The organism is Dolichospermum sp. LEGE 00240, assembly GCF_015207875.1.
Taxonomy (GTDB): domain Bacteria; phylum Cyanobacteriota; class Cyanobacteriia; order Cyanobacteriales; family Nostocaceae; genus Dolichospermum; species Dolichospermum gracile.
The window spans coordinates 43,108-58,181 of sequence record NZ_JADEVZ010000004.1 but is presented as its reverse complement, the minus strand read 5'-3'; the positions used below and the strand labels follow the sequence as shown (position 1 = coordinate 58,181).

General features: G+C 41.4%; 6 protein-coding genes. All 6 read left to right on the top strand.

Annotation, left to right across the window (positions count from 1 at the left end; all coding sequences use genetic code 11):
- Positions 1-162: 162 nt before the first annotated feature.
- The 6 genes from IQ226_RS01990 to IQ226_RS01965 all read left to right on the top strand — a co-directional run bounded on the left by IQ226_RS01990 (position 163) and on the right by IQ226_RS01965 (position 14,962).
- Complete coding sequence (locus IQ226_RS01990; RefSeq protein ID WP_193891456.1) at positions 163-4,857, top strand: MupA/Atu3671 family FMN-dependent luciferase-like monooxygenase; 4,695 nt, start codon at positions 163-165, stop codon at positions 4,855-4,857.
- Positions 4,858-5,337: 480 nt separating this feature from the next.
- Complete coding sequence (locus IQ226_RS01985) at positions 5,338-6,579, top strand: decarboxylase (protein WP_193891454.1); 1,242 nt, start codon at positions 5,338-5,340, stop codon at positions 6,577-6,579.
- An 11-nt stretch (positions 6,580-6,590) separates the two neighbouring features.
- Positions 6,591-7,604, top strand: coding sequence for an ATP-grasp domain-containing protein (locus tag IQ226_RS01980; RefSeq protein WP_193891452.1), 1,014 nt, complete (start codon positions 6,591-6,593; stop codon positions 7,602-7,604).
- Positions 7,605-7,624: 20 nt separating this feature from the next.
- A complete protein-coding gene (locus tag IQ226_RS01975) occupies positions 7,625-8,755 on the top strand; it encodes an aminotransferase class I/II-fold pyridoxal phosphate-dependent enzyme (RefSeq protein WP_193891450.1) in 1,131 nt (376 codons plus the stop codon).
- 28 nt (positions 8,756-8,783) lie between these two features.
- On the top strand, positions 8,784-10,970 hold the full coding sequence (locus tag IQ226_RS01970; protein ID WP_193891445.1) for a polysaccharide biosynthesis tyrosine autokinase: 2,187 nt from the start codon (positions 8,784-8,786) through the stop codon (positions 10,968-10,970).
- 599 nt (positions 10,971-11,569) lie between these two features.
- Positions 11,570-14,962, top strand: coding sequence for a phycobilisome rod-core linker polypeptide (locus IQ226_RS01965; RefSeq protein ID WP_193891441.1), 3,393 nt, complete (start codon positions 11,570-11,572; stop codon positions 14,960-14,962).
- The last annotated feature ends 112 nt before the right edge of the window (positions 14,963-15,074 follow it).

The following is a 15,074-nucleotide window of genomic DNA, read 5'->3' as shown; positions in this document are numbered from 1 at the left end:
TGGAAAACTGCCCCAAGTATGAGTCTCAAACCCTGATGATCTCGTTGAAAAAATCATAACTCCGTTCGCGTAGCGTCTCCGAACTCAGGTGATTTCCGATATATCCTCAATCCCTAATTCATACCCAGAAAATTTGTGCAAATTCACGAGGATAAATGAATTATGTCCAGCTTTTCCTGTTTTGTTGTGGGCAATGGTGTTTTGACATTGAACTGCTTGGAAATCCTGTTGCGGAAAAATTGCCAAGTGTTGGGAGTGTATTCCACAGATAATTCATTACAAAAGTGGTCCGAGGAACATAAGATTACCCACACTGCTTCTCGAACCATTTTTCACAAAACACTCCTGGGTTTTGGGTACGATTATCTTTTCAGTATTAATAATATTCAATGGATCATTCCAGAGGACGTGATCGCAGGAGCAAAAAAAGCCACTATTAACTACCACGATGCGCCCTTACCCAAATATGCTGGCTTGTATGCCACTACTTGGGCTTTGCTGAACGGTGAAACTGAATATGCTGTTACTTGGCATGAAGTCTCGGCTGAAATTGATGCTGGGCGGATATTTAAACAAACATCCGTGCCGATTTTGGCGGATGATACAGTATTTAATCTTAATCTGCGATGCTTTGATGCAGCAGTTAATTCCTTCGGAGAACTGGTAGAAGAACTAGTAATTGATGTTGCCAAACCCTATCCTCAAGACCTATCGCAACGGAGTTATTTTAGCCCTAGCGATCGCCCAGAAGCCGCCTCTGTGATCTCCTACGATGTTAGTAGCAAGGATATCTGTAATCTGGTCAAAGCATTAGATTTTGGTCCAACTCATAATGAATTGGGTCTACCCAAAACTTGGCTACCAGGTGGGGTGATTGTTGTGGGAGCCGCCCGTTCAATTGCATCTGACTATGGTACTCCTGGGCAAGTGCTGAAGCTGGATGACCAAGGGATGTGTGTCGCCACCATAGATGGGGCTGTGCAGTTAAGTGGGTTCAGCACATTAAACGGCAAGGATATTTCCCTAGCACAGTTGCAAGCAGATTATGGTGTCCGCGTCAGTGATATCCTGCCGACAATTAACACCAAGATCCGCAAGGCAATTACTGAACGGAATGCTGTCTTATGTCGTCATGAACCAGCTTGGGCAAAACGGTTGATGCAGCTTGCAGCTTTTCGGCATCCCTATTTACCATTGGCAACATCTGGTCAAAAACCAGATATCTCCATGCACCGCTATTCTATTTTGTCCTTAACAGCCCAGGTGACAGCGAAATCTCTGTTGTCTATGTTTGCTGCTTACTGTGCGCGACTGACAACCGAAACGGAATTTGATCTAGGACTACAAACCGATGCCCAGCGCAGCATTGCGCCCGAAATATTTGCTCAACGAGTTCCGATTCCCGTGCAAACTCAGGTGAATGAGTCTTTCCATGATTTTCAACGGCGATTTGAAATAGCCCTAGATGATACCGCTCGTCTGGGTAGCTTTAGACATACCCTGTTGAGACGTTATCCACAATTGCATGGTGATGGGAATGGCGGTGGTGATGATAATTTTCTGCCGGTAGCGATCGCTCTTGTTGCGTCTCCTGATCAACTAGATTGGCACTCCCTGGGAGCTTCTATAGCCTTGGTGGCTTATGAAGATGGAACTTTACCGGAATTAGTGCATACTGGGTCACTCAATAACACTGACTCTAAAGCCATTGTTCAGCAACTTCAAACTTTAATCACCGCTTGTATAGAAGATCCTCAACAATCTCTGCATCAATTACCACTGCTTTCTATTGCCCAACAACAGCGAATTTTGGTGGATTGGAACGACACAGCCGAACCCTTCCCCACAGATAAATGTATTCATGATTTATTTGCAAAACAAGTAGAGCGGACTCCTGATGCTGTAGCTGTAGCCTTTCAAGACCGAGAATTAACTTACCGAGAATTAAACACCCAAGCCAATCAATTAGCCCACTATCTGCAACTACAGGGAGTTGGTCCCGATGTGATCGTCGGTCTTCAGATCGAAAGATCATTAGAAATGATGATCGGCTTATTGGCCATTCACAAAGCCGGTGGGGCATATCTTCCCCTTGATCCCGATTTCCCGGCAGATCGTCTGGCTTTCATGGTAGAAGATTCCCAAGCGATCGTCATCTTAACCCAGGCAAAACTTGCTCCAGATCCCCGACTTCTCCAAGAAGTCGGGGATCTAAAGATTATCCCCATTGATACGCTGTGGGCAGAAATTACTCAACAACCTACCACAAATCCCCATAGTGGAGTTAAACCCGAAAACCTGAGTTATGTAATTTACACCTCCGGTTCTACAGGAAAACCCAAGGGTGTGATGGTAGAACATCGTAACGTGGCTAACTTCTTCACGGGTATGGATGCTGTCATTGACCATGAACCACCGGGAGTATGGTTAGCAGTTACAAGTTTGTCATTTGATATTTCTGTCTTGGAACTGTTCTGGACATTGGCTAGGGGATTTAAAGTAGTTATCTATAACCCCAAACAAGAACGGCAGCAGTCTAAGTCCCAACAGCCCATAGCTGTAAATAAGTTACAACATACTGATTTCAGTATCTTTTACTTTTCTAGCCATGAACAAGGGCAAGATGCGGCGGAAAAGTATCGGCTGTTGTTTGAGGGGGCTAAATTTGCCGATGCTAATGGCTTTAAAGCAGTTTGGACTCCAGAACGTCATTTTCATGCTTTTGGTGGCTTATTCCCCAATCCTGTAGTCAGCAGTGCAGCGATCGCCACGACTACCAAAAACATCCAAATTCGTGCAGGTAGCTGTGTTTCCCCCCTACATAACACCGTGCGACTCACAGAAGATTGGTCTTTAGTAGATAACTTTTCTCACGGTCGGGTAGGAATATCCTTTGGTGCTGGTTGGCAACCCAATGACTTTATCCTCTCTCCCCAAACCTTCGAGAACCGCAAGGAAATCATGTTCCAGCAAATCGAGGAGGTACAGGCACTTTGGCGCGGAGAAACCCTACCCTATCCCAACGGTAAAGGCGAAATCATCGAGGTGCAAACCCTACCTCGTCCCATTCAACCCACCCTTCCCGTCTGGATTACAGCCGCCGGCAACCCCGAAACCTTCCAAATGGCAGGTGCGAGAGGCTTTAATATTTTGACGCACTTACTGGGGCAAAGTTTAGACGAGTTGGCCGCCAAAATTGCCACCTATCGGCAAGCTTATACAGAAACCGGACATTCTGGCGCGGGAATTGTCAGCCTGATGATACATACTTTTGTGGGAGCAAGTGATGATATTGTCAAAGAAATTGTCCGTCAGCCCATGCGGCAATACTTGGCTAGTTCCCTCGATTTAATCAAGCTTGCAGCTTGGTCTTTCCCCACTTTCAAACAGAAAACCACCAACGACAAAGGGCAGTTTGCCGTATCCCATCTATCTGACCCAGATATGGCGGAAGTCCTAGATTTCTCCTTTGAACGGTACTTTGAAACTAGTGGTCTGTTTGGAACTGTGGACACCTGTTTGCAGATGGTTGATCGGATTAAAGCCATTGGTGTCAATGAAATTGCCTGTCTGATTGACTATGGGGTAGATACGGATACGGTGCTATCTCAACTACCCCTGCTGAATGAATTGAAGACACGGGCTAATTACCAAGAAAGGGAACAGGGAATAGGGAATAGGGAAGAGGGAATAGGGAATAGGGAACAGGGCAAAATTGAATCTATAGCTGATCTGATCAAACGTCATCAAGTAACACACCTGCAATGTACCCCTTCTATGGCGGGTTTATTGATGGCAGAAACTGCTAACCACGAGGCTATGGGGCAACTTCGCCAAATGATGGTTGGTGGTGAAGCCTTGACTGAAGCCTTAGCAAATCAACTTCAGCAAATTATTCCCGGACAGATTCACAATCTGTATGGTCCGACCGAAACCACCATCTGGTCAACAACCCATACTCTAGCTGAAGTTGATGGTATAGTTCCCCTCGGTCGTCCTATTGCCAACACTGAGTTATACATTCTCGACAAGAATCAGCAACCTGTGCCTGTTGGTGTCCCTGGTGAACTATATATTGGCGGTAAAGGGGTGACACGGGGCTATTTGCATAGACCAAAGTTAACCCAGGAAAGGTTTGTACCTAATCCCTTTAGTAATGATGCCACTGCCCGTTTATACCGGACCGGCGACCTAGTTCGCTACCAAAGAGATGGTAATGTGGAATTTTTGGGACGGATGGATTTCCAGGTAAAAGTGCGGGGACACCGCATTGAATTGGGAGAAATTGAGACAATTTTAAGCCGTCATGAAGCAGTTCGGGAAGCCGTGATTATCCTTCGTGAAGATATACCCGGAGATCAGCGCCTTGTCGCCTATCTACTCCCACAGCCGGGACTTCAGCCATCTCCGGCAACTATGCGAGCATATTTACTCTCTCTCTTACCTGAGTATATGGTTCCTTCTAACTTTGTTGTTCTGGAGAAATTTCCCCTCACTCCTAATCATAAAGTTGACCGCAAGGCTTTACCTGCTCCCCTGTTAGTTGTTCAGGCTGAAGATAGTGTAAATACAACAATACCTAAAAATGATATTGAGCAAACCCTCATGGAAATCTGGCAGAAAGTCCTTCAGATACCTCAAGTGGGAACTCAAGATAATTTCTTTCATCTAGGGGGTAATTCCTTAGTTGCAGTCAGATTAATTAAGGAAGTTCTCTCAGCATTTAATGTGGATTTACCCTTAATTAGTTTATTTGAATCCCCCACTATAGCTGATCTCGCCAAACAGATTTCAGCACTAAATTTTGCGAATAAATCCCATGATCTCCAAGTTGATTTCATGGCAATATCTCGCTAAATAGGGGCTGCTGAATAAACCGAAAACCTAGATAGATTAAGAGGTTCCCGGTTAAAAAAGTGAATTAAACCTGAGTTCGGTGTTAGGAGTTTCTCCTTCGGAGACGCTACGCGAACGGAGTTATGATTTTTTCAACGAGATCATCAGGGTTTGAGACTCATACTTGGGGCAGTTTTCCACAAATTATCCTATGTCGAACTCAGGTAATTAAGTGCAAGGAATAAGGATTGAAACCATTAAAAACCTATCACTTTCTGAAATTTGAGACTATTCTTCTCTCCTTCTAATTCTTCCTCCTGACTCCTGACTCCTAGCCCTCACGAAAAGACTTTTTCAGCAAACCCTAAATATTCATGGAATATGGAATATTGCTACAACAACAAGTAAGACAGTAAATCATAGTCACCTCCTCGCGAAGGAGGGGTTTGTCCGGGGGCTTTTGAACTTTTTCTTCATCAATACTAAATCAAATCACTAAAAATGCAACTTTCTTGGACAACACTTCACAATTTAGAAAAAGAATTTGGTGATTCTTTTTTTCTGCTTGATTTGGATAAATTCAAACGTAATTATCAAGAGTTTTTGCATGGTTTTCGCTCTATTTATCCCCATATCAACTTAGGTTATTCTTATAAAACCAACTACATTCCTAAGTTGTGTCAAACTGTAGATTCTTTAGGTGGCTATGCAGAAGTTGTTTCTCAAATGGAGTATGATTTAGCTTTGCGTATTGGTGTCTCTCCATCTAGAATTATTTTTAATGGTCCCCTCAAGTCTCCAGAAGATTTAGAAAATGCCATTTTCGCTGGTTCTATTGTTAACTTGGACTGTTTGGAAGAAGTAGAAATAGTCGCAACATTAGCACGAAGATTACCAGAACGAAAAATTGCTGTAGGTTTAAGATGTAATTTTGATGTTGGTGTTGGCAGGATATCTCGCTTTGGATTTGATGTGGAAGGAGGCGCACTAGATGATGTTTTTAAAATTTTCCAAGAATTAAATAATTGCTCGGTGTTGGGATTACATTGTCACATTTCTACCTCAACAAGAAGCGTAGAATCCTATAAGTTACGCACGCAGAAAATTATCGAACTCAGCGATTATTATTTTCAGCATCAGCCACCTCAATTTATTGATCTTGGTGGTGGTTTTTTTGGCAGAATGAATGATGATTTAAAAGGACAATTTGACTGTTATATTCCCAGTTATCAAGAATATGCAGAGGCAATTGCTCCACAATTAAGCAGTAGATTTCCTGATGATTCTGGACCAGAACTCATTATTGAACCAGGTGTAGCTCTTGTTGCAGATGTTCTCAGTTTTGTCGGTAAAGTAGTGGGAGTTAAAACAGTAAAATCACGCCAAATTGCTCTTGTGGTTGGCAGTATTCATAATGTTAAACCAACTTTAACTGATAAGAAATTGTCATTAAAAATTTATAGTAGTGAGCAAAAGTTTGACAACAAAAAACTAAATGGCTCAGTTGATTTAGTTGGATATACTTGCATGGAACATGATTGTTTATATCCAGATTATTCAGGTTCAATAGGCATTGGTGATTATGCCGTCTTTGATAATTTAGGTGCATACACAGTGGTATTTAAACCACCTTTTATTCGCCCAAATCCTCCGATCATTAGCTATGATTCCACCCTTGATAATTATACTTTAGTCAGACGGCAAGAAACTTCTCAAGATGTGTTTTCTACTTATGTAATATGAAGGACAAAAATATGAACGTTATGTTGACCTGTGCGGGAAGAAGAAATTACTTGGTAAACTTCTTTCAAGCAGCTTTAGAAAATCGAGGATTGGTATTTGCCGGTGATGCTAGTCTAGAAGCCCCAGCATTAAAGGAAGCAGATGAAAGTTTTTTATTACCATCTGTAAATGATAGTGATTACTTTGATCATCTGCTGAATATCTGTCAGGATAAAAAAGTCAAGTTACTAATTCCTCTCAATGATTTAGAACTACCACATTTAGCAAAACAACGTGATCAATTTCTGAAAATAGGAACTATTCCAGTTGTTTCTTCACCGGAAATTATTAATATTTGTTTTGATAAATGGGCAACTTTTCAACTCTTAGAAACAATCGGTATCCCTACCCCAAAAACTTATCTTTCTCTGGCGGAAGCACGCGGGGCGATTCAGCGAGGAGAAATCAATTTTCCTTTAGTAATTAAACCCCGGTGGGGAAGTGCATCAATTGGGATTGAATATCCTGAAGATTATGAAGAATTAGAATTAGCCTACCGTTTTGTCAAAAAAGCTATTCAAAAGTCATTTTTAGCGACGGTAAGCTCTACTGATTTTGAGAAATGTATCTTAATTCAAGAAAAGCTAATTGGACAAGAGCATGGACTTGATATCATTAATAATTTAGAAACTTCCTACATTACCACCTTTGTGAAGCGTAAACTAACCATGCGAGCCGGAGAAACAGACCGGGCGGTTACAGTGGAAAATCAGCAACTTGAAAAACTAGGTGAGAAAATTGGACAAAAATTAGGTCATACCGGCAACTTAGATTGTGATGTAATTGTCGGAAAAAAGGGGAACTATGTATTAGAAATGAACCCGCGTTTTGGTGGTGGATATCCATTTTCTCATGTAGCCGGAGCAAATATTCCCGCCGCATTGATCGCTTGGTCTAATGGGGAAACGCCAAATGAAAAATGGCTAAAGATTCAGACTAATATAATCAGTGCCAAATGCGATCGCCTGATCACTTTTAAACAATAAACAATAAAGAATAAAAAACCATGAAGCCAATTCTCCTCTCCACTCCCCATATCGGCGACCAAGAATTAGAATTCGTCAAAGAAGCATTTGCTACCAATTGGATTGCCCCTATTGGTCCCCATGTTGATGCTTTTGAACAGGAATTTTGTCAAATAACTGGTGCTAGTCATGCTGCTGCTGTGAGTTCGGGAACTGCGGCTTTACACCTAGCTTTGCAATTAGTTGGAGTCACCAGAGGAGATGAGGTTTTTTGCTCCACCTTGACCTTTGCAGCCACCGCTAATCCAATTACTTATTTAGGTGCAAAACCAGTATTTATTGATAGCGATCGCATATCCTGGAATATGAACCCAGACTTGTTGCAGGAAGCTTTACAAAAACGTGCTTATTTTGGTAAATTACCCAAAGCAGTTATAGTTGTTCATTTATATGGTCAAAGTGCAGATATTGAGCCGATTCTCGAACTTTGCGATCAATATAACATTCCGTTAATTGAAGATGCCGCCGAAGCTTTAGGTTCTACCTACAAATGTCTTTCTCCTGGTACTTTTGGGCGCTTTGGTATTTACTCTTTTAATGGCAACAAAATTATCACTACTTCTGGTGGAGGAATGTTAGTTTCTGCTGAGGATAAATTAATTGCCAAAGCCAAATTTTTAGCAACTCAATCCCGCGATCCTGCTCCTCATTATCAACATTCAGAAATAGGATATAACTATCGTCTTAGCAACGTTCTTGCAGGGATTGGTCGAGGTCAATTACAAGTTTTAAATGACAGAGTGGCAGCTAGACGGCGCAACTTTGAAATTTACCAATCTGCATTGGGAAATATCCCAGGAATAGAATTTATGCCTGAAGCTAATTTTGGCCATTCTACTCGCTGGTTAACGGCCTTAACAATCACCCCAGAAGCTTTTGGTGCAGATCGAGAATACATTCGTATCCAACTTGCTAAACAACAAATTGAAGCCCGTCCTGTGTGGAAACCATTGCATCTTCAACCTGTGTTTTCTGAATGTGAATGTATTGGTGGTGAAGTAGCCGAAAATTTATTTTTACATGGTCTTTGTTTGCCTTCTGGTTCTAATTTAACTGAGGAAAATTTAGCAAGAGTAATTAATGCCATTACAGCCATTTACTCGACAACTTGAAAACCATACATAAAAAACTTAATTGATTATGGAACTACAACAATCTTCTATATCACCGCAAAAATATTGGACAATTCTCAACCGTCGTTGGCTTGCCACTTTATTGATTACTATTTCCGTTTTCATCATAGCACAATTGGCTGCATCTTTGAAAAAACCTATTTATTTAGCGGAAGGTAAATTGCGGTTTCAAAGAAGCAATACAACTTCATCTATCACAGGATTAGGTGCAGAAATAGGCAAATTAGATCCTTTAATGGAACAAAATAACCCCCTCAATACAGAAGTAGAAGTAATAACTTCTTACCCTATTATAGAAACAACTATTAAACGACTAAATCTCAAGGATAGTCAAGGTTTTACCCTAAAACCTAAGCTATTTCTCAAAAATCTTGTTGTCAAAGAAGTTAAAGGCACTAATGTTATCCAAATTAGCTACAACGATACTAATCCCCAAATTGCCTCCCAAGTTGTAAATGAAATAATTAAAGTTTATTTAGAGCAAAATCTGTCTTCACGGCGAGCCGAAGCAAGCGCAGCCCGTCAATTTATAGAAAAACAATTACCCAAAGCTGAATTAGTAGTCCGTCAAGCCGAATCTAAATTAGCAGATTTTAAAGAAAAAAACAAAATCATTTCCTTGGAAGAAGAAGCTAGTAAAGCAGTACAAGTTATTGGCGATTTACAATTAAGAATCAACGATATTCAATCTCAATTGGCTAATGTTGAGTCACAGTATCAAGTAGTTATTCGGCAATTGGGAATGAACCCAAAACAAGCCTTAACAATGACTTCTATTAGCCAAATCCCTGGAGTTCAAGATATTCTTAAAGAAATCCAACAACTACAATCACAACTAGCAAATAGACAGACAATTTTACAGGAAAATCATCCACAGATCATAGATTTACAAGATAAAATTGCTTCCTTAAATAAGGTTGTTGACAAGAGAATAAATCAGTCCATAGGTAGAAACAACCTACAAGCAGAAGGCAATTTACAATTGAGTATTTTACAGCAACAACTTTCCAGTAAACTCGTAGAATTAGAATCCAACCGTCTAGGTTTAGCCAATCAAGCTAATTCTTTGCTGAAATTACAATTTATCTATAAGCAAAGATTGAATACATTACCTAAATTAGAAGAACAACAGCGTCAATTAGAACGTAAACTTCAAGCAGGACAATCCACCTATTCTCTATTACTTCAAAAACTCCAAGAAAGTAGAATAGCCGAAAATCAAAACTTAGGTAATGCAACTAGAATATCCGATGCTCAAGTTCCCGATGAACCTATTTCTTCTGTCATGATTTCCTATCTAAGTTCAGCATTAATGAGTATATTGGCAGCTTGTATGACTATATATATCCTAGAAATGAAAGATAAATCTATCAAGACTATTGATGAAGCCAAAGAATTACTAGAATTAACCTTGTTAGGAGTTATTCCTACCGCTACTAAGTGGAAAAAAACCTCTAAAAATCATCAAGCGAATGAATCCTATAGTCAAAGAATTATAATTCGGGATTTTCCTCGTTCTTCTATTAGTGAAGCTTATCGGATGTTGAGGGCAAACCTGAATTTCATCAGTGCTGATAAAGAGCTAAAAGTTATTGTTGTCACTAGTTCTGTACCCCAAGAAGGTAAATCAACAGTGGCAGCTAATTTAGCCACAGCAATGGCACAAATGGACAGGCAAGTTTTATTAATAGATGGAGATTTGCACCGTCCAGTTCAGCATAAAATTTGGGACGTAATCAATAATCAAGGTTTAAGTAATTTAATTTTTAAACAGGAAGAAACTACTGCGATAATTAAAAAAGTCATGCCTAATTTAGATATTTTGACTTCTGGCATAGTTCCTCCCAGTCCAGCATCTCTTCTTGACTCACAACGCATGGCAACTTTAATGGCTAATTTTTCTGATAAGTATGATTTTGTCATTGTTGATACACCAGCTTTAAATGTGGCTGCTGATGCTGTTACTTTAGGACAAATGGCTGATGGTGTTTTATTGGTAGTCCGTCCTGGTGTAGTTGATTCTGTGAATGCGACTTTTGCTAAAGAACTATTAGCAAAATCTGGTCAAAATGTCTTAGGACAGGTAGTTAATGGTGTAATTATCAAAAATGAACCCCATAGCTATTACTACTTTCAAAAAGAAGACTATTTACAAACCATCAATGTACAGTCTCAGGAATCTGTAAAAATTTAGGGATCTTCGGTACTTGTTATCGTAAATTACCAGTTGGTAACAGGGGTAGAGGCAATAGGCAATAGGCAATAGGCAATAGGCAATAGGCAATAGGCAATAGGCAAGAGGCAAGAGGGAAAGAATTTGCTTCTTTCTGACTCCTGAACTCCTGACTAGGGAGCATCATCTCAGTATATTGAGTCATATTTTTACTTATTTATCTTAATTTTACGCAATTTAATGCTGATGTTAGTAAAAATAAGGTAGGGGTTTACCAACCTGTTATCAACATAGCCATTCTCATTTTTGCCCACGGTCTATTTCTGGCTTTATAAATAAGTTTAAGAATTAAATTGGTGCCGAATTTGGGATAGAATCTGTGTTCAGCCAAGAAAATCGAAGTATGTATCTTCTTGAATATCAAATTTAGATTACAGATTCGACATACTTCTTAATAAATCAACAGCGTAAACGCAAAACGTTCTAATCTAAAAATTGACCCAGTTAATTTACTGGGTTTTATAAGCGTAACATCCATAGATACGCACAAATGTCAAGCCTTAAAATAAATAACTCAGGCTTAACACATAAACAGTTATGATAGGAGTCTTAAAGAACCCATGAGTGTTAAGGCAAGCGGTGGAAGCTCAGTTGCGCGTCCGCAACTATATCAAACCTTACCTGTCTCTACCATTTCCCAAGCGGAACAACAGGACCGCTTTCTGGGAAGAGGTGAACTAAGTGAACTTAGCAGCTATTTTGCCTCCGGTGCCAAGAGGTTAGAAATTGCCAAGATTTTGACCGACAATTCCGAGATTATCGTTTCTCGTGCGGCTAACCGGATTTTCATTGGTGGTTCACCAATGGCTTTTTTGGAAAAGCCCCAAGAACGGGAATTGGCTATGGTCGGCGCAGGTGCTAATCTCCAAGAGGGCATGAAACTAGGAACAGTCACCTACGTTGAAAGTAGTGGTGGTTTCTTTGAAAACCTCCGTTCTATCTTCAATACCTCTGCTGGTGGACCAACACCTCCAGGCTTTAGACCCATTAACGTCGCTCGTTATGGTCCTAGCAACATGGCCAAGAGTTTACGGGACTTGTCCTGGTTCTTGCGCTATGCAACATACTCGATTGTGGCTGGAGACCCCAATATCATCTCTGTTAATACCAGAGGTTTGCGGGAAATTATTGAAAATGCTTGTTCTGGGGAAGCAACCATCGTTGCCTTACAAGAAATCAAAGCAGCTTCTTTATCCTTTTTCCGTAAAGATGCCGCAGCTACAGAAATTGTGACTCAGTACATGGATGTGTTGCTGACAGAATTTAAAGCACCAACACCTTCAACCAAAGTTCGTCAACGTCCTGCCGGCGACCAACAAGGGCTACAACTGCCACAAATTTACGCTGTTGCCGCAGAACGTCGTCCCAGGTACGTCATGAAGCCCGGTTTGTCTTCTACCGAAAAGACTGAAATTATCAAAGCTGCTTATCGTCAAGTATTTGAGCGCGATATTACCCGGGCTTATAGCTTGTCTATTTCTGACTTAGAATCTAAAGTTAAAAATTGCGAGATCTCCATGCGGGAGTTTATTCGCCGTTTAGCTAAATCTCCCCTTTACCAAAAACAGTTTTATCAGCCTTTTATTAACAGCCGGGTGATTGAATTGGCTTTCCGTCACATTTTAGGACGGGGGCCAAGTAGCCGCGAAGAAGTGCAAAAATACTTTGCCATTGTCTCACTCAAAGGTTTGGCAGGTTTAGTTGATGCTTTGGTAGATTCTACCGAATACAGCGATTACTTTGGGGAAGAAACAGTTCCCTACATTCGCGGTCTGGGTCAAGAAGCCCAAGAATGTCGTAACTGGGGACAACAGCAAGACCTGTTTAAATACAGTGCGCCTTTTCGGAAAGTTCCTCAGTTTATTACAACTTTTGCTGCTTACGAACACCCATTACCTGACCAACATCCCTACGGTTCTGGTAATGACCCCTTGGAAATCCAATTTGGGGCGATTTTCCCGAAAGAAACTCGCAACCCTAGCAGCAGCCCTGCACCATTTAGTAAGGATACCCGTCGGATCTTGATTCACCAAGGCCCCGGTATCAATAACCAACTCAGCAACCCTGGTGCGCGTGGTGTTGCTCCTGGTACTTTGGGTGCTAAGGTATTTAAGTTAGACCAGTTACCTGGAACTATTGGCAGAAAAGCTGCTACTGGTGTCAGTGTTCGGTTCTCCGAAAGCTCTACCCAAGCGGTAATTAAGGCTTGTTACCTGCAAGTTTTCGGTCGTGATGTTTACGAAGGTCAACGTCTGAAGGTTGCAGAAATTAAGCTGGAAAACGGCGATATCACTGTCCGCGAGTTTGTGCGGATGTTGGCGAAGTCGGATTTATTCCGCAAGATGTACTGGACTTCTCTCTATGTTTGTAAAGCGATTGAATATATTCACCGTCGCTTATTAGGTCGTCCTACCTATGGTCGGGAAGAGAACAACAAGTATTTTGATATTGCGGCGAAGAAGGGCTTCTATGCGGTAGTTGATGCCATCATTGATAGTGATGAATACAGCCAAGCATTTAATGAAGATACTGTTCCTTACGAGCGCTATCTAACTCCTGCGGGTGTGTCTTTACGTCAATTGCGTGTGGGAACTATCCGCGAAGATGTGGCGAATGTTGAAAAACAAGAAACTCCTCGCTTTGTGGAATTGGGTGCAGTCACAGAAATGCGGACTGAACCAGATATTGATTTCCGCATTAACCAAGGTGTTACTAAGCAACGTGAGCAAACCAAGGTCTTCAAACTGACAGCAGTTAAGAATGACAAGGTTGCGGTAGAAACTGTGATTAGCGGTGCTTATCGGCAGATTTTCGAGCGAGATATTGCTGCTTACATCTCTAAAAACGAGTTCACGGTTCTAGAAAGTAAGTTGGTAAACGGTGAAATCAGTGTTAAGGAATTTATTCAAGGTTTGGGTTACTCTAACTTGTACCTGAAGGAGTTCTACACACCTTATCCCAATACAAAAGTAATTGAGTTGGGTACTAAGCATTTCTTGGGTCGCGCTCCTGTTGACCAAGCGGAAATTCGTAAATATAACCAAATTCTCGCTACTCAAGGGATTCGGGCCTTTATTAGCGCGATGGTTGAAAGTGCTGAATATGGTCAGGTGTTTGGTGAAGATACCGTTCCTTTCCGTCGCTTCCCCACTTTACCTGCGGCTAATTTCCCCAATACAGAGAAGCTTTACAACCAGTTAACCAAGCAAAATGATGATGTGGTTGTTCCTAGTTTTGAGACTGTGAAGCCACGGATTAAAACTGAGAATACGCCAATTCTAGCGAAGGCGATCGCCGATTTAGCAGCCCAAGCCAAGAAAATGGACAAGACTAAACCCTTGTTTATTGAATTGGGTCGTTCTTTCAACGATGGTCGAGGTCAATCTGTAGAAGTTGGTGTCGGTACAAGCCGTCGCAAACCAGCCCGGATTTACCGTGCTACCACTGGCACAAATTCCCCAGAAACCAATCAGGTCATCAATGCTATCTATGTCCAAGTCATGGACGTATTTAGCGGTCAAGTACCTGCTTATTTCCGCCGTTCTGACTTAGATAGCAAATTGCGTAACGGCGAAATTACCGTCCGGGAATTTGTTCTCGAACTAGCCAGTTCCGAAATCTATCGCAAACGGTTCTACACCCCCTATCCCAACACCAAGGTAATTGAATTCCTATTCCGTCACCTCTTGGGACGCGCACCCGCTACCCAAGGCGAAATCCGTCAATATAACAAACTATTGGCTGATAGCGGTTTACGGGCAGCAGTAGAGACAATTGTTAACAGTCCTGAGTATGCTCGTTACTTTGGTGAAGACGTTGTTCCCTACAAACGCTATCCCTCTTTACCAGCAGGTAACTATTTAGGCAGTGTTCAAGCTGAAGCCGACCTGGTGAAGCAATCCTGGTCTAGCTTATCTCCTTCTGTTTTAACAGGTGGTCTTCCTAATAGATAGGTGACAGGTTACAGGTGACAGGTGACAGTAGAAGAAGAAATGGAGCAGGGAGCAAGGGGGAAAATTCGTCTCCTCTGCACCCTGCACCCCGCCCCCAGCCTCTTTTTCCTGT